This window comes from Anaerococcus sp. HMSC065G05 (assembly GCF_001812365.1).
Classification (GTDB): Bacteria; Bacillota; Clostridia; order Tissierellales; family Peptoniphilaceae; genus Anaerococcus; species Anaerococcus vaginalis.
In genome coordinates this window covers 68,855-86,484 of the sequence record NZ_KV808719.1, presented here as the reverse complement: position 1 = coordinate 86,484, position 17,630 = coordinate 68,855, and the positions used below count along the sequence as shown (strand labels likewise).

Sequence of the window (17,630 nt, the reverse complement as noted above, 5' to 3'; positions counted from 1 at the left end):
AACTCCTTTTTTTAAAAAAATTTATTTTATTCCCAATCTACTACTTCTCCTATTACTCTAAATGTATCTAAATCTTCTATGTGAATATCTTCATAAGACGGATTAATAGATTTTAAAACAATTTCTCTATCATCAAAATAAACTTTTTTTATATAAACTTTTCCATCAGCATCCACAACATATATTTTTCCGTTATCATAATCTGTGCTTACTCTTATAAAAGCTAAAGAACCGTCATGAATTTTTGGTTCCATAGAATCTCCTTCTACTGGAATAATCATATCGTAGGTTGGTCTTTGTTTTTTAGGTATTATTTTATTAGATGTTATTTCGTCAACATAACTAAATCCGCTACCAGCAGCTGCTCCTCCAATTATTTCCACCATCTCTGTTTTTTCATACTTATTTGAAGCAACTAAATCCCAAGTATATTCAACTGATTTGTTTTTACCTTCGTTGTTCAATTTATTGTAAGGTTCAAGAATTTCTTTTTCTTCATTTGTTAGGAATTTATTTGTGTTCTCTTGTTCATGCTTATTTTTATCTTCTGTAAGGTCTGATTTATAAATCTCAAAGAAATCCGCCATCTCTTGAATTTTATCTATTCTAGGATAACTTTTACCATGAATCCAATTAAAAACTGTTGTCTCTGGATATTTCATTATTCTTGCGAATTCAGTTGGGGTTAAATTTTTATAGTCTAATTCTCTTTTAAGGTTCTTAGATAGAATTTCTTTATTATTCATCCGTTTCTCCTTTCTTTACATACATAATATCATTTTTCCATTTAAAAGTAAAATATTATTTAAAAAAACAAAAAAATACTATTTTACAGTTGACAATACTATTTAATAGTGGTAAGCTTGTATTAGTGATTTAGAAAGTGAGGTGAATAGTAAATTGAATAAATTAAAAATAAGTTTAAAAGCAGCAAGAGTAAATGCAAAAATGACAGCAAAGGAAATTGGGATAAAGATTGGTAAATCAGAAAAAACTATATTAAATTGGGAAAATGGAATAACTCCAATACCAGCTGAATATTTTAATAGATTGTGTAAAATATATAGTATTTCAAATGATTATATTCAAGTGCCAATAGTTAAAGATAATTTTTTTTGTGAATAAACCACTATTTAATAGTGGTGTTTAAAAATTAAAAAAAATTTAAAAGGGAGATATATGCTGGAGAATTAGTTTGTAGTGACGGAAAAATTTATGATTTAGATATTGATAAGATTATGGAAACTTTAAAAAAAGAGCTTCCTAAAGAAGCTCATACTTATGAAATTTATAATCATTGTCTTATAGAAGTTGAAAAAAGATTAAAAACTACTATGTTTAGTGAATTATAGATTTATAGGAGAGAAAACATGAATAAAAAAGACTTAATGTTAAGAAGATTTAAATTAATTAATGAAGAAAACAAGGATAAGCTTTTGACTTTAATTGAAAATAAAAACTTATCCAGGGAAGAGTTGGTTTTGATTTTGTCTAGTATTAGTTTGAATGAAGATTTTACAAAATATAAGGCTATAAATGAACTTATTAAAAATGGAGCAAAACTAGTTAAAGTTGGTCCTTATAAGTCTTATGACCTTGTGAGAAAATATTCTAATTCAAATGAAAGAATAAATGGTAAAGTTTTGATTTTACCTAGTTAATAAATAGGCTTGCCAAGTATTTTGGAAAGTTTCAATAGCTTGAGGGATTGCATTATTTTCATATAGGTATTCAAGAATGATAGTTTTGTTGTTTTGATTTGGAAAATTAGGATCATTTAGAATATCTTTTGCTAAATCACCTGTAGGTGTTTTATCATTTTGAAATTTTTGTATCCAGTTTTTAAAAGTTATTGTTGTCATAATTAAAATCTCCTTTTTGTTTTATTATAGCAGATTGGAGAAGACAAGGAGAAAAAAATGAACATTATTACATCAGATTCTGATTACGGTATAGATACTAGATTTTATGATATTTCTAAAATTGATGATTGTTCTGAAAGAGTTTTAAAACTTATAAAAGAAACTTTACCGGAGGATTATCATACTTATGAAATTTATGAAGACGTATTGAAAAGGTGTGGCGGAAAATTAAAGGTTAAAAATTTTAAAGACTTATAAGGAGAGAAAAAGAAAGGAGGGGAGAATGAAATATATTTTAATTATTTATACCATATATGCAACTTTTCAATGGTTCTCTAATAATATGGCTGTTAAAGGATTGCTTTATCATTTTAGTCAAAAATATGGGAGTGAAGTGCTTGATGATTTAGATATGAAAAAAATCATCCAAACTGCTGTGGAGAAGAGTTTGAATGATTTAATACATTAGAAATTAAAATGAGATTTTATTAATTCTGTTATAACATTCGAAGATATTTGTATCATTGCATCTAATGATTTTGTTCCTAAATTATTTGCTATTGATTTAATTTTTATCCAATTGTTATCATTCCTAATGTTTTCAAGGTAGGAATGTCCTTTGGGGGTTAAATCTAATACGCTAATGAAATCTTCATTAAATTTAGCTTCTATTAGATTTGATTTACATGCTTGTTGCAAATGATAAAATATTTCATCTGATGTGTAGGGAGTGAGAAGATTTAATTTTTGATTTTCTTTTTTATCCCAATTAATGATTAATATTTTTGAGTAAGTTATTTGCTCTTCTGTCGTTAGAAGAATATCTCTAATAAGATCTTGATTTAGTTTCATTATATTAGTCTCCTTTTTGTTTTATTATAACAGATTGGAGATTATGGATAGGTTTTAAAAGACAAAGGAAAAGAAAGGAGGGAGAATGGTGAAAGATATTAAAAGTATTAGTTATGAGATTTGTGTAGATACTAACGAGACTAAGGAAAAGATTGATGAAATTAAAAAAATCATTGACAGTATTGATTTTCATTTTAAAGGTTTGAAAAAAGCTGTCTATGATTTAGAAAATTATAATTCGAAATTTGAAATAAAGTATTCTCTTGATGCTTGTTATAGTAAGTCTTGCCAAGTATCAAAGGATGAATGATTTAATGGAGGTTTTATGAAATTTGATTCAAATATTATTGATTTAGAATGTAATGTTTTTGTAGAAAGTAAGGATGAGGAATTTGATATTCAAAAGGAATTTATAAATTTTAAGAGAATTTTGAGAAAAAGAACTGGGAAAGATATTAAATTTAATATTGTATTTTTGAATAAGGATAGTGGGGAGTTTTCTGTATTAAAAAGTAGATAGCTCTAGATAATCCAGAGCTATATAAGTTATTCGACTGAATCTATAGGATCGTAGTCAATGGCAAATTCAGATGATTTGGAAAAGGCTTGAAATGATAAGGCGGGTGCATATAAGTAGGAATCTTCTTCATCATATTCTTCATCTTCTAAATCTTCGCCTGAAATAATTAGATTTACGGTATCCATATTATCGTCTTTTAGTTGTTTAACTATTTCGTATAAGTCGGAAACTTTAACTTTTATTGAATTATTCATAATATTTTCTCCTTTCTGGTTTTATTATAACAGATTGGAGATTGTAAGGAGAAAAACATGGAGAAAACAGTTATTCCTATTAAAGAACTTGCTGAAAGGTGGTCTTGTACTGAAGGATATATTTACAAACTTGAGGGTCAAGGTGTTCTTACTAGAACTAAGCTTTCTAAGGTTTGTTTTCCTATTAAACAAATTAGGGAAATTGAATTATCCGAAGAAGAGAGTCCAACCTTAAAAATAGTAAGAGAACTTAAGGATATGAATAAGAAATTAGATGAGGAGAACAAGTATTTGAAAAAATCTTTGTTTGAAATGTCAAGGGTTTTGTATGGAGGAAGTTATGGAGAATAAAAAAAATAGAAAAGTTAGAAAAAGAAGTGAGGTTTTTGAAATGTTAGATGGAAGAAAGATTGATGATGTTTGTATTAAGCTGACTGCTAAACCAGAAAAGGAAAGAATAAGAGATAAGGTTTTAGGTATTTTTCTTGTTGGCTTGTGCATGACTTTAGCTCTTGCAGGTCCTAATGAAGTTGTTAGGGTTGTAGGAATAGTGCTGATGTTTATTACATCTTTGACTGCGTTTTTGGCATAAAAACAAGCCGACGGCAATCGGCTAATTTAAAACAACTTATAGATAAATTATACACTATTTGGAGTAAAAATGGAATATAAAAATTGGATAGATGGTTTAGATAATAAAAAAATAATTAAAATAAAAGGATTTGCTGGGAGAAGATTTCACATATATGTCGAACCAGTAAGAGATGATAAAGAATTTATCATTGAAGTATATTTTTGTGAAGTTTATGGGAAAAATACAATTCCTGAATTGTGGTTTAAAAATGGTAAGACTGAAAAAGTTTTAAATAAATATATGTGTATTACAACATGCTGCAGGGATAAAGATGGAATCCTTAATGCTAAATTTAACCCACAAATTAAAGGCATACATGAAATTAATTTTGATTATATGTTGGAGAGTAATAAGGAAAATTTAAAGAAATTAACTGATAAAACTATAGAAATGTATGTAAAAAATATAAAAGAATTATGAGTTGGAGATTGTTTATGAAAATTGAAAATCAAGTTATGTTTATGAAAAATTTAGTAAATGTAGATGATGAGGATGTTATTTCTCTTGGAGAATATTTCAATGGGGTTGGCTCTGGCATTAATCCTAGAAAGAATGGTTGTAATGAAGATTGTTTTGATATGCACTTTTTAGTTTTATGTGAACTAAAAAGAAGGGGAATCTTTAAGGGAGACATTGAAAGATTTATTTAAAATTCATTTAAATATTAGTTGTAAATTTTGTGCAAAAAAAAGAATGAGGTCGATTGACCTCATCCAGTGTGTATATCTCCATATATAATATACCTCTGGAATTTCTTTTTGCAAGGAAAATCGCCTATTTTTCAAGGAAGTTTCTACTTCCTTTAGGTGCTTGTAATGGGTATTATCTTTTGCGACATACATGAGGAATTATATATATGAGAAATTTTATTAGAGAAAAGAAAATAGTTTGTGGAAAAAAATATATGGAAGTTGATCTATATTCTTTGAATGAGAATCAACTTGATAAGAAAAAATCTAAAAGGAGTAAAAAGAAAAAAGTATCTTTACCAAAACAGGATAAGCTTAATGATAAAAATGCTAGAAGAAAATTTATATGGCTTGCTGAATCAAATTTTGGAGAAGGGGATATATTTTTAACTCTTACCTATAAGGATAAATACTTACCTAAGTCCTATGATGAGGCTAATAAGGAGATGACTAATTTTTTTCTAAGGATTAGAAGAAGGATAAAAACTTTGGGACTAGATGATGAATTTAAATATATAGTAGTTACTTCTGAAAAGAAAAGTAAAGATGAGTCTATTAGGTTTCATCATCACTTGCTTATAAAAAGTTCCTTGGGTAGAGATGAGATAGAAAATTTATGGAGGAGAAAAAGAAAAAAGGGAGAAAAGATTGGAGATACTATTGGTTATGCTAATAGTAAAAGAATACAAGAAGATGTGAATACGGGTATTTTGGGTTTAGCAAATTATTTAGCTAGGCATTGTACCTATAGAAGAAGGTGGTCTTGTAGTAAAAATTTGGAAAGACCATATATAAGAACGAATGACCACAAGTATTCTAGGAAAAGATTAATAGAGTATGCTCTTGATCCTTATGATACAAAAAGGTGGGAGAAGATATATAAGGGTTACAAGATTACCGATAAAGATAATGGAATAGTGGCTACTTACAATGATTTTACTGGGTGGTCTATATATTTAAAATTGAGAAAGAGATTATGTTAGGAGAAAAAGATGGAAAGATTTAGTATTTTAAACCCAAATTTGTTTGAGGACTTTCTTGCAACTTGTGACAGCCATTTAAATGTAGTGATGGTAAAAATTTTAAAGGGGGAATTTTATTCTGGAGATATAGATATAAAAATTTCCTTATCTACTGTTGAAGATGAGATAAAGATACCAAGAGAAGGTAATGATTTTGAGATAAAACCTTTTGTAAAACCTATTATTAATTTTAGCGTTAAATCAAACTTGAAAAAGTCTTTTTCTGATAAGGGGGCTAGTGATACAGATAATATGGCTATAGAGCTTTCAGATAAGTTTATAAAAATTGGCAAGATTGATGATGGACAATTGGATTTTTTGGATTAGGAGGAAGAAATGTTTATAAAAATTAAAAGTATAGATGATTCAACTATATATCTGAACACTGATTTTTTTTAGGATTTGTAGGGTTGAAGTTGTAGATGGATATGCACATTTGGAGATTATAAATAGGGATGGAGAAGAAGAAGTATTTGATGATATTGAATATTCTGGAGATTTTAAAAATTACGTGGAGGGTTTATAGTGCCTTTGCTTATTAAAAGATTAGTTATTATGCTGGTTGTTTGTGACCTTTTCTATTTTGGCTTTAAAAGACTTGGGAAAAGAAAGCTAGATTTTTCTAAGTTTGATTTTGGATTAGTATTTGGGCAATTGTCAGCCTTGGCTTTTATTGGAATTATAGTTTATAGGTTTTGAGATAGGAGATATTTTGTTAAAGATTAAAACTAAGAGATTTTTTGATAATTTATTTAAGGGTTTTGGAAGACCTAAAAAGATTTATGTAAGTATAAGGCAAGATGAGAAAAGGTCAATAATTTCTTTTGGAGATTATCAATTTGATTTAAGAGAAATAGGGCTTTGCGTTAAAGAAGTGGAGGAAACGGATGAAAAAGAAAGTGAATGATGTAAGAGATATTGTTGTTAGTATAGAATTTAATCCTATAGAAATTGGATTTATTCAAGCAAGTATTGAAACATATTTGAAAAAGACAAGGAAAAAATTTGGAGATAAAGATAATTTTGTTAATCTACCATTAATTGAACCTGTGGGAAAGACTTGTCTTGGGAAATTTAATAAGGCTGTAGATGAGTTGGAAAAAAAATTATGAATGGGGAAAAATAAATGATTAATAATTTAACTCTAGTAGGTAGACTTACAAGAGATCCTGAGCTTAGGTATACAAAATCTAGTATGGCTGTTTGTTCTTTTACCCTTGCAGTAGATAGGGAAATGAGCAAAGAAAAAAGAGAAGAAGCTATTGCAAATAATTATCCTACGGCAGATTTTCCAAGAATAGTTGTATGGGGCAAGATGGGAGAAGTTTGTTCAAAGTATCTCCAAAAAGGCTCATTGTGTGCTATTGTTGGTAAAATTCAAACTGGTTCATATAAGGATAAAGACGGAAAGATGGTTTATACAACTGATGTAAGAGCTGATAGGGTAAGATTTTTGGATACAAAGTCTAGTGGAGATAATAAGTCTAAGGCTTATAACAATATAACTAATATTGATGATTATTTTGATGATGACTTTGTGGAGATTGAGGATGATAATATTCCTTTTTAGGTAAGTTATGGAAAGATTATATTTTATTGTAACAGCGGATGAGTTAGAATTTCCTATAGCTGTTGGCAGGACTATTAAGGAATTGGCTATGGATTCTGGTAAGCCTGAAATAACTATTTACTCTAAGATGAGAAGTCAAAAGAAAAGTAAATGTATTAAAAAATATAAAATTGAAGTTGTGGAGGTAGAAAAATGAGTGGAGGTTCTTTAAGTTATATTTGCTACACCATTGAAAATAATTTAGTTGGCGAAATGTGTGATGAGGTTATGAATGAGTTTGTCAAGGATTTTGCTGAACTAACACATGATTTGGAATGGTGGTTGTCGGCTGATTATGGAGAAGAAAAATATAGAAAAACTTTAAAAGAGTTTAAAGAAAAATGGTTTAAAAACTATGACGAAAGAGAAAAGGAAGCTATTTTAAAAATTAAAGAAAAAGCAATCAAGGAAATTGAACAGTTATAGGAGAAAGAGTTTGTATGAAAACTAAGGAATTTATTAAAAGAGTTGAGGAATTAGGATATAATGTTCGTAAAGTTTATTCACAAATAGAGATTATGAGTCAAGGACTTACCGTTGCTAAAGTATCTACTAAACGAATGTATGTTATTAAATCTTTCTGTTTTGTAGATGTTGAATGGAAAAACCAAGATAAACTGTTTGACCTAATTATTGAATATGCAAAAACACCAATTGATGAAAGGGAAGAAGAAAAGTCAAAAATATATATGATCTATGATTGGTCAAGCGAGTGTATAAAGATATTATATAAATATAAGACAAAAGCTCTTGCAAAAGTTGCTAAAGATGCATTATTTGGGGATTGTATTGATGATTATAAGCTAATTGAAATTGATTTAGATGAGGTTGAGGATGACTAATCTCCAAAGTTTTAAGTCTTTGCAGTCAAATGGTTTTGGTAAAAATTTTGAGAAATTAATTGATTTGGCTTGTAAGTATTATAGGGATGAGGGCAAGGCTGATATTGCTAAAATTGATGAACCTTTTAGGGTTATTAGGCTTAAAAAGGCTGGTCGATTTGAAGGGCAGTTTACTAAAAACGCTAATCCTGATTTTGAGGGAACTCTTGATGGTGGTAGGTCGATTTGCTTTGAAGCTAAGTACACTACAAGCGATAGAATGAAACAAAGTGTGGTTTCAGATAAGCAAGCCGAAGTATTGGAGATTAAAAGTAGGCTAGGTGGTCTTGCTGGTGTTTGTATTGGAATTAAGGACAGGTATTTTTTTATTCCTTGGAATATTTGGGCAAATATGAAAGATATATTTGGTAGAAAGTATGTTAAGGCTGATGATCTATCCCGATATGAGGTTATTTTTAGGCAAGGGGTCAGATTTTTGGATTATAAATATGAGTAAGTTTTTAAATATTAATGATTGTTCTTTATTTTTGGAGATTGTTATTTATGTTTTGAAAAATAGGTTGGATTTTTGGGATGATTGGAATTATAGGGAGGTTGAAGAATAACCAAGTGACTAGTGTTGATATTATGGTTTTAATTACACTTATACTTGTAATACCAGTATTGTTGGTGACTTATGTGTGGATTGCAGCTTTAATAATACTTAAGATAGTAGAATTATTTGATGATTGGATTTAAAGGAAAATGGAGTTATAGAAGAATGAAAGTAAAAGATTTAATTAAGGAACTATCTGCTCTTGATGGAGAATATGATATTTTAGCTGATTTTTATGATAAAGAAAACGACATAGAATATGAATTTGATTTTAAAGTGGATTTTGATTTTGAACATTATTTGCATTTGGAAGAAATTGTGAGGATTTAGTATGAAAGTAAAAGAATTAATTAAGGAACTATCTGCTCTTGATGAAGACGGAAATGTGCATTTAACACTTGCATGGTGTGATTGAGCGGTGGAAGAATGAAATATTATGTTTATGGTCTGAAAACAGAAAATGTGGATTTAGTACCAGATAATTCTTTAAAAATTGACTATGATATACTCAACAAGATTCTAATGGCAATTAAGCAGGGTCAACGTTTGTATGGAAATCAATTAAAGGTTAAGATATATGATGACTTTAAAACGTATGCAATTTATCCTGTTGAGTTAAGCTATGCGGGTAGATACTTTTATAATTTGGTTTATATAGGGGAAGTTGTATGGGAGCCTTCGGACAACGGTGTGTTAGAGAGCTTAACCTTGAATCTAAATGTGAAGTTAAGAGCTGATACAATTAAAGGTAAAGGGGATTTTAGATGACAATAAAAGAATCAATTAAACTAATTGAAGAGTGGGGTATTGATCATGGTCTAGATAAAGTTTGGACTGATTATTGGCAAGTGAGGAAGACCTTAGAGAAAATAGCGGAGTTATCTATTGGAATATTAAAAGGTGATAACCCAAGAATCATTGATGGTGTAGGTGGTGTGTTTGTGACTGTTGTTATTGGAAACATGTTAAGTCTTGATAAAAATAAAGTTGATATAACAGATGTTGTTGATGAAATTAGAGAAAATGAAAACCTTGACGATTACGATCGTGGTTATCAAGCAAAATCTGTGAGTGGATTGTTTCATAGTGGTTATCGTCTTGAAAATGATAGTATCGTACGTATAGATTATTACCATAAAGATTCTATTTATGAAATTTTAAACAATCTACTAATTGTTTGTGCTGTTTTGGGATTAGACCTAGAAGATTGTGTTGCTTTAGTTTGTGAAAAGATCGTAACCCCGAAGGAGAATGATTTGAAAGATTTTGAAATGATTGAGGTGAAAGATTGAAAATAAAAATAAGTTATGACGAACTTCCTTGTGAGGTTTTCAAAGAGGATTTTCCTATCAAATATTATGTAAGTGCAGATTATGTCGGATGTGTTGATAAGGATAACAACAAAATAGCTTTAAACGAAAAAATGATAAGTGAAATTAGGGCTGATGGAATGAAAATAGAAAAATTAATCTACTATTTGGCATGTATTGATTTTTATTCCGAAGATAACTATACAGGATTTGATCTTCTGAATTTTCATTCTCAAGACGTCTGTGCAACATTGTATTTTCATAGTGATATTAAAAATGTTGAATATGAGCATGAAGTAAAAATTTTTAAGAGAGACATACCAATCTTAATTAGAAGATGTATAGAAATATATAATCTTGATAAGTCTTTAATATATAACATGATTGGAGAAATGTCACCTTATGCATAATATGCGAAGATTTAAAGAAGAAAATGAGAGGTTAGAGAATGAACAATAAAAGTTTTGAAGAATTAAAATACTTAGTTTTGGAATGGGCAGATGATAAGGATTTGCTCCATGAAGAAAATGCAGAAAAACAATTTATGAAATTTATTGAGGAAGTTTTCGAGTTTAAGACAGAATTTGATAATTGGGTCTTTTTAAGAGAGAATTTAGTAAAAGATATGAAACTTGAAATGGGAGATATTTTTGTAACTTTGATTATTTTATGTGAGGATTTAGGAATCGACCCTGTTGCATGTTTGGAGATGGCGTATGAAAAGATTAAGGATAGGCGTGGAAAAACTATCAACGGGACTTTTGTTAAGAGTGAGGATTTGTAAATGGGAAAAATTATTTATTTGATTTCAGTTTTGAGTGGGATTAAAATAGTTAATTTTATTTTACTTGTTTTAATTCCAACGGTAGTAGGTTTGGTAATACTTTGGTATTCTGATGAGTTAGTTTTTTTAAATGGAGATGAGCGAAAAAGATTTGAGAAAAAACTGAAAAATACAAGTTTAAAGTTTTCTATATTGTGGATTATTATAGTAATTTCAACAATTTTAATACCTAATAAAAAAGAAATGTATCTTATAGCTTTAACTAAAAATTATGAAATAGAAGATATTAGTAAAATGAGTAAAAAAGAAATTCAATCTACAGTTGATTATATTTTTGAAAAAATGGAAAAGTTAAAAGATAAAAAGTGAGGATTTAATTTGAAAGATTATTTTGACGGTGCTTTAAAAGCAAAGACTAAGAAAGAGAGAATCGACAAGATAGGTTTTGTAAAAGAACTTGTTGGAGATTTAACTGGAAGGGAGATTGAAAGTGTTGAATATCTTGATAATGAATCTTATAATATAAAATTTCTAAATAAACAATGTAAGGATTTAAATATAAATGTTCACATGGATTCTACAAGTGCTATAACTTATGATGTTATAAGTCAAACAAAAGCCTATTTAGGAAGTTGATTTGATATGAATTCTTATGATAAAGGTAGGTTTGAAAAATATAATGAATTTTTTATAGATAATAAATGTGTATTTGAAGGGAAATTAAAATCTTTTTATAAAGATTTGTCTGACGAATCTATATTTTATTGTATTAATGGTGGAGGAATGATAAGAGATACTAATATTAAGCGTAATGGACTTTATTTTCAAGGCTCTTATTATTTTCCAAAGGTAAATGAGTTAAAACGAATGAATAAAAATGAGCTTTTAAAAGTTTATATTTTACCTAAATACAAAGCTTGTAAAAATGAATGTATAAGAAAAGCTAATAAGGAAAAAGAAAAATCTGAAAATTATGTTAGGTATGTATATTATGCTAAAACAAAGTTTGGAGATATTATACATCAAGCTTATTCACTTGGTAGATTAGCAGAAAAAATGAATGTAAGTGATAAGGAAATTCAAAAAAGAAAAAACAATAGACCTAAGAATTCTTGGTATGTTGATTTTGAAAAACAAAAAAATACAAAAATTAATCATAATAAAAAATATTATTATGATGCTAGAGATAAAAATGGAAATTTTATAGCCCGTGGTTTTTCTTATAATGATCTTGCTTTAAAGCTTAATGTAAGCTCATGCACTATAAGAAATAGGGTAAAGAATGGATTAAATGGAAAAATTTATAATGATTATAATGTTATCAAAATGTTGGTCGAATAAGAAATAGAAAGGGTTTAGTATGGATAAGGTTTATGTAATTATTCAAAATGATGATGGAGCTAGTGATGGCTTTGGAGATTATGTTACTTTAGTCAGAATATTTACAGATAGAAAGGAAGCTAACAAAAAACTTAAAGAATTAGAATGTGAATATAAAAATAAGCATACAGAAGATAAAAACGAGGATATAAACTATAATTGTATTCATTGTTGTTATGATGATTATGATGAGGATTATGATTATGACGACTATGATGATACTAGATATATCTATAAACTATATGAAATACCTTTGAGTAAAACTGTTGGAAAATATTTAGGAGGTTATGCTGAATTAGATTTATTTTTAATAAAGTTATAAATAGTTTACTAAGAATATTTGTTAAAATTGTTCACTATGTATTTTTAATTTTAGAATATTTACTAGATTTTATTGATAATAAAAGGATAAAAAAATGAGAGAGAAATTTATGTAATGTACAAGGAGAATTAATGCAAGATTTATATGTAGCGTTAGTAAAAGATAAGTTAAAAAGATATGTCTATGCAAAGAATTATATTGAAAATGCTAAAAAACATATTGAAGAACTTGAAGGTAAAAAAGAAGGACAGATAATCTGCCAATATGAAGAAAAACCACCTTTTGGAGGTGTGAAAGATAAAGATAAACTTTTGAATATATTGGCTGAAATAGATTTATATAAAACAAATATTAAGGAAAATGAAAAGATTATAAAGGATATAGATATTTGTAAGGAAGGCATATCTCAAATGGAATGGGAAATTATATTTGAAATATATGGAAAACCTTACAAGTATGACAAGTTAGATTATCTTAAAAATAAATATCATTATTCTACAAGCAAGATTTATAAGCTTGCTAATAAAACATTAGAACATTTTTCATTAAGTTTATTTGGAGATTATTAAAGTGTGGAAAAATCGTGGAAACTTTTGTATGAAAAAGGTGGTATTATAGTAGTGTGGAAGTGGTTAAAAAGAGGTGTGTTTCTCTTAAAGTTTTGATTTATGGTCATTTTTGACCTCCTAAAAATAGATGGATGCTAATTACTTCCTCCATTAATTTTTCTTCTTATAAAATAACGAAAACGACTATAGAAATATAGTCGTTTTTGTTTGTCTAATTTTACATAAGGATAGGTGCTTTAAGTTTTATGGGCTTTAGCTAATAAAGGGTACTAAATTTATTTTACTTAAAGCATGCTGGGAAAATACACGCTGATTTAAATAGTTTGTGGGTGGAAAGAGTGTGTGAATGAAAGATAAATTTGATAAATATAAGAAAAATAATTTATATAAAAAATACAAAAGTAAAAGATGGAGAAAGCTAAGGGAGTATGTGCTTATGAGGGATAAGTATATGTGTCAAGACTCTATAAGATATGGAAAAAGTGTAGATGCAAATACAGTCCATCATATATATCCTGCAAGTGAATATCCTGAATTATTTTATAATCCTGATAATTTGATAAGTTTATCCAACAAGGCACACAATAAAATGCATGATAGAAAAAGTGATGAACTTACTAATGAGGGAAAAGAATTACAAAAAAGATTTGAGGTGAGGATATTTGGAAAATGAAATAGTTGAATGTATGAAGGGAATCGGAACTTATGATGAATCCTTTTATATGAGTATAAACATTCTTGATGGACTATTAAATGATTATGAAATGGCAAGAAATGAATGGGTCAAAGACGGCTGTCAGATGGTTGTGGAACATACAAACAAAAACGGTCAAACAAATATTGTAAAAAATCCTCTATATCAATCTATGGAAAAATTAAGAATGGATATTTTATCTTATTCAAAAGAATTAGGACTTACACCAAGTGGACTTAAAAAATTAAGACAATCCAGCTTTGACAAAGATGATGGAAAAGTTTCAAAAGTTGAAGAAGTCCTATTCAAGTTAAGTAATGGGTGATAAGGTTGAAAAATGAAAATTTAAGAGAGGTAAATAAATATGTAAAAGATATAGTAAAAGGTAAAAAAATAGCTTGTAAAGAATTAAAACAAATTTGTCAAAGGTATATTGATGATAAAAAAAATCCTAAGTTTGTTTTTAGGACAAAAGAAGCTAATTTTGTAATAGGAATAATAGAAAATCTTTTTGAACATATACAAGGAGAAAGTCTTGATGGTAAACCATTAGCTGGAAATAATTTGAAACTTGAACCTTGGCAAAAGTTTATAGTATATAATCTTCTTGGGTTTTATTGGAAAGGAACAAATAACAGAAGATACCAAGAAGCTTTTATTATGATACCAAGAAAAAATGGAAAAACTTCTTTTTCTGCTGCTCTTGCTTTTGCTCTTGGAATACTTGATATGGCTAACAATTCACAAGTTTACATTGTAGGTGCTGTAATAAAACAAGCACTACAAGCTTTTAATTTTATTGTTTCTAATATTAAGGCTTGGGGCGAAAAGGAAAACTTTAAAATACTTGATAACAACAACGAACACTCTATCAAAAGGGAATTTAAAAAAGGATCACTTTCTATAGAAGCTCTTGTTGATAGGGATTCTTTGAATGCTAACTATATAATCATGGATGAGTTACACGAATATAAAAATGCCAGTAAATATGACAGAATGAAAAAGGCAACTAGAGCTTATACTAACAAACTTATAATTGGTATAACGACTGCCGGCGATAATATGAATTCATTTTGTTATAACAGATTAGTATATTGTCAAAAAGTTATAAATAAGAGTGAAAAAACTGGAAAATATGAAATTGAAGATGATAAGCAATTTGTATTTATCACAAAAGCAGACCAAAACGAAGATGGAAGTGTAGATTTTACCAATCCTAAAATTCATGAGATGGCTAGCCCTAATTTTGGTGTATCTATAAGACCTGAAGATATTATGTCCGATGCAATGAAAGCTCAAAATGACCCTCAAACAAGAAAAGAGTTTTTAGCAAAAGACCTTAACGTTTATACATCAAGTTTAAAATCATATTTCAATCTTGAAACATTTAGGTCAAGTGATAGTAAATATGATTGGACTATAGATGAGTTGATTGAGCTTGATATAGATTGGTATGGTGGAGCTGATTTATCGAAAATGCACGATTTGACAGCGGCAGCCCTTGTTGGAACTTATAAGGGAGTTGATATAATTATCACTCATGCTTTTTTTCCTATAACAAGAGCTTATATAAAAGCTGATGAAGACCAGATACCTCTTTTTGGTTGGTTAGATGATGGAAATTTAACTATGACAAATACTGATGTTGTCAATTATGCCGATATAGTAAATTGGTTTGTAGATATGAGAGATCGTGGTTTTAGAATAAAACAAATTGGTTTTGATAGGAAATTTGCTGATGAATTTTATCTTATGATGAAAGATAAGAGCTTTAAAATTGTAGATGAACCTCAATTATATATTAATAAGTCTAAAGGATTTAGAAGAATTGAAAGAAAAGCATTAAGTGGGGAGTTGTATTATCTACATTCAAGTGCTTATGAATATTGTGTAGATAACGTGCATGGAGTTGAAAAAACTGATGATATGATTCAATACGAAAAAATCCTACCTAATTTAAGGATAGACTTATTTGATGCAAGTGTATTTGCCGAAGTTAGGTTAATTAATGATTTATCTAATAAAGAGGTTTGGGAAGACTGGATGAAATAATAGAAAAATAAATATGAAACTAAGTATAAAATATTTTCCTCAAATGGAAAGAGCATATCTACTTAAAAGGGAGCATGGACTGTATGAACAGCATGCTCATTTTTATTCTTATAAAGACGCTGATAGGTGCAGAAAATTGATTGACGCTAATCTTTATCCTAAGAATAAAAAGTATTTTGTAGCTATGAAAAGAATACTTACAGATGAGGAATTTAAAAAGTTAAATAGAAAACCAAGATATAGAAATGTGAACAAGGGTGTTATTAGGAGATAAAATGATAAGAGTATTTGAGGCTTTTGCTGGAGTAGGGACACAAGCTATGGCTTTAAAAAGAATAGGTGTTGATTATGAAGTAGTAGGTATAAGTGAAGTTGATAAATTCGCTTTAAAAAGTTATGAAGAAATACATGGAAAAGTAAATAACTATGGCGATATAAGTAAAATTGATTCTGATAAACTACCAGATTTTGATTTATTTACATATTCTTTTCCTTGCCAAGATATATCAATGGCTGGAAAGCAAGCTGGATTTGATAAGGGCAGTGATACAAGAAGTTCTCTTCTTTGGGAATGTGAAAGAATAATTAGAAATAAAAAGCCTAAATATCTTTTAATGGAAAACGTAAAGGCTTTAACTTTTAAAAAGAACATAGTGGGATTTAATAACTGGTTAAAAATTTTAGAAGATATAGGATATAAAAATCATTGGAAAGTTCTTAATGCTAAAGATTATGGAGTCCCTCAAAATAGAGAAAGAGTGTTCTGTGTATCAATATTAGGCAATAAAGAATATAAATTTCCTGAAAAACAAACACTTAAAACAAGATTAAAAGATGTTTTAGAAGAGGAAGTAGATGAAAAATATTATTTATCCAATGATAGGATTAAGCAACTTGTAAAGATAATCAAAGATGATGATATAAAAGAAAAATCAGTTTATGATGGAAGTGTTAAAAACCCAACGTCTAAAGACATTGCTAATTGTATAACGGCAAGAGATCGAGGTATTGTAAATTATCAATCATCAGGAAATGTGGTTGTTGAACCTAAGATTATCAACCCTTTAAAAGGGAAAACAGGGTATGGGTGGCACTTTGAACAAAATATATATAGTGAAGAATCTATAAGTAGGACTGTTAAGGCAAGTGGAGGTTCGGGAAATACTTTAAAAATAATTCAAACTCATAAGTTGAAAAGTGATAAAAGATATAATCCTGATAGATATAGGGTTTTTGATTCAAATGGAATAAGTCCCACTTTACTAACTTGTCAAGGTGGTGGATTACAACCTTGTATACCAATTAAAAATGGTACAAAGAAAGGTTATCTTGAAGCTTATAGTAGAGATGGTATAGATCTAATTTGTCCTAATTATAAAAACAGAAGAGGTAGGGTTCAAAAAGATAAATCACAAACCTTAACTTGTGATGATAACAGAGGTGTTGTTACAGGTGATTTAAGAATAAGAAAACTTACACCTTTAGAATATTGGCGATTAATGGGAATTGATGATGAAGATTTCTATAAGGCTCAAAAAGTAAATAGTAACAGCCAGTTATATAAGCAGGCAGGTAATGCAATCGTAGTAGATGTATTAGCTGCTATTTTTATGCAATTGTTTAAAGAAAATAGGTAATTA

General features: G+C 28.5%; 40 protein-coding genes. 36 read left to right on the top strand and 4 right to left on the bottom strand.

The window, feature by feature from the left end; all coding sequences use genetic code 11:
• Window positions 1–26 precede the first annotated feature (26 nt).
• Window positions 27–746 carry an XRE family transcriptional regulator gene (locus HMPREF2852_RS06700; protein WP_070606951.1) on the bottom strand — a complete coding sequence of 240 codons (720 nt, stop codon included), beginning with the start codon at window positions 744–746 and terminating at the stop codon, window positions 27–29.
• Between the two features lie 154 nt (window positions 747–900).
• Between HMPREF2852_RS06700 and HMPREF2852_RS06695 the strand changes: the two genes are divergently transcribed.
• Together HMPREF2852_RS06695 and HMPREF2852_RS06690 are read left to right on the top strand one after the other, a co-directional pair.
• A complete protein-coding gene (locus tag HMPREF2852_RS06695) occupies window positions 901–1,125 on the top strand; it encodes a helix-turn-helix domain-containing protein (RefSeq protein ID WP_070606948.1) in 225 nt (74 codons plus the stop codon).
• A 245-nt stretch (window positions 1,126–1,370) separates the two neighbouring features.
• On the top strand, window positions 1,371–1,661 hold the full coding sequence (locus HMPREF2852_RS06690) for a hypothetical protein (protein ID WP_070606946.1): 291 nt from the start codon (window positions 1,371–1,373) through the stop codon (window positions 1,659–1,661).
• Here HMPREF2852_RS06690 and HMPREF2852_RS06685 read toward each other — a convergent pair.
• Window positions 1,650–1,862: a sterile alpha motif-like domain-containing protein gene (locus HMPREF2852_RS06685; RefSeq protein WP_083306975.1), complete on the bottom strand. Its 213-nt coding sequence runs from the start codon at window positions 1,860–1,862 to the stop codon at window positions 1,650–1,652. The genes HMPREF2852_RS06690 and HMPREF2852_RS06685 overlap by 12 nt on opposite strands.
• Before the next feature lie 57 nt (window positions 1,863–1,919).
• On the opposite strand from HMPREF2852_RS06685, the gene HMPREF2852_RS06680 reads away from it, so the two are divergent.
• Entirely contained in the window at window positions 1,920–2,120 is a 201-nt protein-coding gene (locus tag HMPREF2852_RS06680) for a hypothetical protein (protein ID WP_070606942.1), read from the top strand.
• Window positions 2,121–2,145: 25 nt separating this feature from the next.
• Complete coding sequence (locus HMPREF2852_RS06675; protein WP_070606939.1) at window positions 2,146–2,331, top strand: hypothetical protein; 186 nt, start codon at window positions 2,146–2,148, stop codon at window positions 2,329–2,331.
• On the opposite strand, the gene HMPREF2852_RS06670 is transcribed toward HMPREF2852_RS06675, so the two are convergent.
• Window positions 2,328–2,714 carry a DUF2513 domain-containing protein gene (locus HMPREF2852_RS06670; protein WP_070606936.1) on the bottom strand — a complete coding sequence of 129 codons (387 nt, stop codon included), beginning with the start codon at window positions 2,712–2,714 and terminating at the stop codon, window positions 2,328–2,330. The two genes, HMPREF2852_RS06675 and HMPREF2852_RS06670, sit on opposite strands and share 4 nt — an antisense overlap.
• Before the next feature lie 88 nt (window positions 2,715–2,802).
• On the opposite strand from HMPREF2852_RS06670, the gene HMPREF2852_RS06665 reads away from it, so the two are divergent.
• Together HMPREF2852_RS06665 and HMPREF2852_RS06660 are read left to right on the top strand one after the other, a co-directional pair.
• Window positions 2,803–3,024, top strand: coding sequence for a hypothetical protein (locus HMPREF2852_RS06665; protein WP_148130559.1), 222 nt, complete (start codon window positions 2,803–2,805; stop codon window positions 3,022–3,024).
• 15 nt (window positions 3,025–3,039) lie between these two features.
• Window positions 3,040–3,234 carry a hypothetical protein gene (locus HMPREF2852_RS06660; RefSeq protein WP_070606929.1) on the top strand — a complete coding sequence of 65 codons (195 nt, stop codon included), beginning with the start codon at window positions 3,040–3,042 and terminating at the stop codon, window positions 3,232–3,234.
• 26 nt (window positions 3,235–3,260) lie between these two features.
• Here the strand turns inward: HMPREF2852_RS06660 and HMPREF2852_RS06655 are convergent, their stop codons facing one another.
• Complete coding sequence (locus HMPREF2852_RS06655; RefSeq protein ID WP_070606925.1) at window positions 3,261–3,488, bottom strand: hypothetical protein; 228 nt, start codon at window positions 3,486–3,488, stop codon at window positions 3,261–3,263.
• Between the two features lie 57 nt (window positions 3,489–3,545).
• Between HMPREF2852_RS06655 and HMPREF2852_RS06650 the strand changes: the two genes are divergently transcribed.
• From HMPREF2852_RS06650 to HMPREF2852_RS06510, 30 genes are all read left to right on the top strand, one after another.
• Window positions 3,546–3,839, top strand: a complete 294-nt coding sequence (locus tag HMPREF2852_RS06650; RefSeq protein ID WP_070606923.1) for a hypothetical protein — start codon at window positions 3,546–3,548, stop codon at window positions 3,837–3,839.
• Complete coding sequence (locus HMPREF2852_RS06645) at window positions 3,829–4,080, top strand: hypothetical protein (RefSeq protein ID WP_070606920.1); 252 nt, start codon at window positions 3,829–3,831, stop codon at window positions 4,078–4,080. The genes HMPREF2852_RS06650 and HMPREF2852_RS06645 overlap by 11 nt, the downstream gene beginning before the upstream one ends.
• Before the next feature lie 69 nt (window positions 4,081–4,149).
• Entirely contained in the window at window positions 4,150–4,542 is a 393-nt protein-coding gene (locus HMPREF2852_RS06640) for a hypothetical protein (protein WP_070606918.1), read from the top strand.
• 14 nt (window positions 4,543–4,556) lie between these two features.
• Entirely contained in the window at window positions 4,557–4,772 is a 216-nt protein-coding gene (locus tag HMPREF2852_RS06635; protein WP_070606915.1) for a hypothetical protein, read from the top strand.
• A 206-nt stretch (window positions 4,773–4,978) separates the two neighbouring features.
• Window positions 4,979–5,794: a rolling circle replication-associated protein gene (locus HMPREF2852_RS06630; RefSeq protein WP_070606912.1), complete on the top strand. Its 816-nt coding sequence runs from the start codon at window positions 4,979–4,981 to the stop codon at window positions 5,792–5,794.
• Between the two features lie 9 nt (window positions 5,795–5,803).
• A complete protein-coding gene (locus HMPREF2852_RS06625) occupies window positions 5,804–6,160 on the top strand; it encodes a hypothetical protein (RefSeq protein WP_070606908.1) in 357 nt (118 codons plus the stop codon).
• Between the two features lie 204 nt (window positions 6,161–6,364).
• On the top strand, window positions 6,365–6,532 hold the full coding sequence (locus HMPREF2852_RS09865) for a hypothetical protein (RefSeq protein ID WP_222563216.1): 168 nt from the start codon (window positions 6,365–6,367) through the stop codon (window positions 6,530–6,532).
• 13 nt (window positions 6,533–6,545) lie between these two features.
• Window positions 6,546–6,740: a hypothetical protein gene (locus HMPREF2852_RS06615; protein ID WP_070606905.1), complete on the top strand. Its 195-nt coding sequence runs from the start codon at window positions 6,546–6,548 to the stop codon at window positions 6,738–6,740.
• The gene (locus tag HMPREF2852_RS06610) at window positions 6,721–6,945 is read left to right on the top strand and encodes a hypothetical protein (protein WP_261668202.1); all 225 of its coding nucleotides are present in this window, start codon (window positions 6,721–6,723) and stop codon (window positions 6,943–6,945) included. The genes HMPREF2852_RS06615 and HMPREF2852_RS06610 overlap by 20 nt, the downstream gene beginning before the upstream one ends.
• Before the next feature lie 14 nt (window positions 6,946–6,959).
• A complete protein-coding gene (locus tag HMPREF2852_RS06605) occupies window positions 6,960–7,403 on the top strand; it encodes a single-stranded DNA-binding protein (RefSeq protein ID WP_083306974.1) in 444 nt (147 codons plus the stop codon).
• Window positions 7,404–7,410: 7 nt separating this feature from the next.
• A complete protein-coding gene (locus tag HMPREF2852_RS06600; RefSeq protein ID WP_070606902.1) occupies window positions 7,411–7,599 on the top strand; it encodes a hypothetical protein in 189 nt (62 codons plus the stop codon).
• The gene (locus HMPREF2852_RS06595; protein ID WP_070606899.1) at window positions 7,596–7,868 is read left to right on the top strand and encodes a hypothetical protein; all 273 of its coding nucleotides are present in this window, start codon (window positions 7,596–7,598) and stop codon (window positions 7,866–7,868) included. Before HMPREF2852_RS06600 ends, HMPREF2852_RS06595 begins: the two co-directional genes overlap by 4 nt.
• Before the next feature lie 14 nt (window positions 7,869–7,882).
• The gene (locus HMPREF2852_RS06590) at window positions 7,883–8,284 is read left to right on the top strand and encodes a hypothetical protein (RefSeq protein ID WP_070606897.1); all 402 of its coding nucleotides are present in this window, start codon (window positions 7,883–7,885) and stop codon (window positions 8,282–8,284) included.
• Window positions 8,277–8,780, top strand: a complete 504-nt coding sequence (locus HMPREF2852_RS06585) for a Holliday junction resolvase RecU (RefSeq protein ID WP_070606894.1) — start codon at window positions 8,277–8,279, stop codon at window positions 8,778–8,780. Before HMPREF2852_RS06590 ends, HMPREF2852_RS06585 begins: the two co-directional genes overlap by 8 nt.
• Window positions 8,781–8,893: 113 nt before the next feature.
• Window positions 8,894–9,022, top strand: coding sequence for a hypothetical protein (locus tag HMPREF2852_RS10135; RefSeq protein ID WP_261668200.1), 129 nt, complete (start codon window positions 8,894–8,896; stop codon window positions 9,020–9,022).
• Between the two features lie 22 nt (window positions 9,023–9,044).
• A complete protein-coding gene (locus tag HMPREF2852_RS09840; protein ID WP_186821935.1) occupies window positions 9,045–9,209 on the top strand; it encodes a hypothetical protein in 165 nt (54 codons plus the stop codon).
• 96 nt (window positions 9,210–9,305) lie between these two features.
• Window positions 9,306–9,647 carry a hypothetical protein gene (locus HMPREF2852_RS06575; RefSeq protein WP_070606888.1) on the top strand — a complete coding sequence of 114 codons (342 nt, stop codon included), beginning with the start codon at window positions 9,306–9,308 and terminating at the stop codon, window positions 9,645–9,647.
• Window positions 9,644–10,171, top strand: coding sequence for a nucleoside triphosphate pyrophosphohydrolase family protein (locus tag HMPREF2852_RS06570; protein ID WP_070606885.1), 528 nt, complete (start codon window positions 9,644–9,646; stop codon window positions 10,169–10,171). The genes HMPREF2852_RS06575 and HMPREF2852_RS06570 overlap by 4 nt, the downstream gene beginning before the upstream one ends.
• Window positions 10,168–10,599: a hypothetical protein gene (locus HMPREF2852_RS06565; protein WP_070606882.1), complete on the top strand. Its 432-nt coding sequence runs from the start codon at window positions 10,168–10,170 to the stop codon at window positions 10,597–10,599. Before HMPREF2852_RS06570 ends, HMPREF2852_RS06565 begins: the two co-directional genes overlap by 4 nt.
• Window positions 10,600–10,637: 38 nt before the next feature.
• The gene (locus tag HMPREF2852_RS06560) at window positions 10,638–10,973 is read left to right on the top strand and encodes a MazG-like family protein (RefSeq protein ID WP_070606879.1); all 336 of its coding nucleotides are present in this window, start codon (window positions 10,638–10,640) and stop codon (window positions 10,971–10,973) included.
• Window positions 10,974–11,342, top strand: coding sequence for a hypothetical protein (locus tag HMPREF2852_RS06555; RefSeq protein ID WP_070606876.1), 369 nt, complete (start codon window positions 10,974–10,976; stop codon window positions 11,340–11,342).
• A gap of 9 nt (window positions 11,343–11,351) precedes the next feature.
• Complete coding sequence (locus HMPREF2852_RS06550) at window positions 11,352–11,609, top strand: hypothetical protein (RefSeq protein ID WP_070606873.1); 258 nt, start codon at window positions 11,352–11,354, stop codon at window positions 11,607–11,609.
• A 6-nt stretch (window positions 11,610–11,615) separates the two neighbouring features.
• Window positions 11,616–12,314 carry a hypothetical protein gene (locus HMPREF2852_RS06545; RefSeq protein WP_070606870.1) on the top strand — a complete coding sequence of 233 codons (699 nt, stop codon included), beginning with the start codon at window positions 11,616–11,618 and terminating at the stop codon, window positions 12,312–12,314.
• Window positions 12,315–12,333: 19 nt separating this feature from the next.
• The gene (locus HMPREF2852_RS06540; RefSeq protein WP_070606864.1) at window positions 12,334–12,675 is read left to right on the top strand and encodes a hypothetical protein; all 342 of its coding nucleotides are present in this window, start codon (window positions 12,334–12,336) and stop codon (window positions 12,673–12,675) included.
• 131 nt (window positions 12,676–12,806) lie between these two features.
• Window positions 12,807–13,244 (top strand): hypothetical protein, encoded by a 438-nt coding sequence (locus HMPREF2852_RS06535; protein ID WP_070606861.1) that lies wholly within the window; start codon window positions 12,807–12,809, stop codon window positions 13,242–13,244.
• A gap of 346 nt (window positions 13,245–13,590) precedes the next feature.
• On the top strand, window positions 13,591–13,917 hold the full coding sequence (locus HMPREF2852_RS06530) for an HNH endonuclease (protein ID WP_070606857.1): 327 nt from the start codon (window positions 13,591–13,593) through the stop codon (window positions 13,915–13,917).
• Window positions 13,907–14,263 carry a P27 family phage terminase small subunit gene (locus HMPREF2852_RS06525; RefSeq protein WP_070606854.1) on the top strand — a complete coding sequence of 119 codons (357 nt, stop codon included), beginning with the start codon at window positions 13,907–13,909 and terminating at the stop codon, window positions 14,261–14,263. The genes HMPREF2852_RS06530 and HMPREF2852_RS06525 overlap by 11 nt, the downstream gene beginning before the upstream one ends.
• Window positions 14,264–14,268: 5 nt before the next feature.
• The gene (locus HMPREF2852_RS06520; RefSeq protein WP_222563214.1) at window positions 14,269–15,990 is read left to right on the top strand and encodes a terminase large subunit; all 1,722 of its coding nucleotides are present in this window, start codon (window positions 14,269–14,271) and stop codon (window positions 15,988–15,990) included.
• Between the two features lie 13 nt (window positions 15,991–16,003).
• Window positions 16,004–16,264 carry a hypothetical protein gene (locus HMPREF2852_RS06515; protein ID WP_070606847.1) on the top strand — a complete coding sequence of 87 codons (261 nt, stop codon included), beginning with the start codon at window positions 16,004–16,006 and terminating at the stop codon, window positions 16,262–16,264.
• A 1-nt stretch (window position 16,265) separates the two neighbouring features.
• Window positions 16,266–17,627: a DNA cytosine methyltransferase gene (locus tag HMPREF2852_RS06510; protein WP_070606844.1), complete on the top strand. Its 1,362-nt coding sequence runs from the start codon at window positions 16,266–16,268 to the stop codon at window positions 17,625–17,627.
• Window positions 17,628–17,630 lie beyond the last annotated feature (3 nt).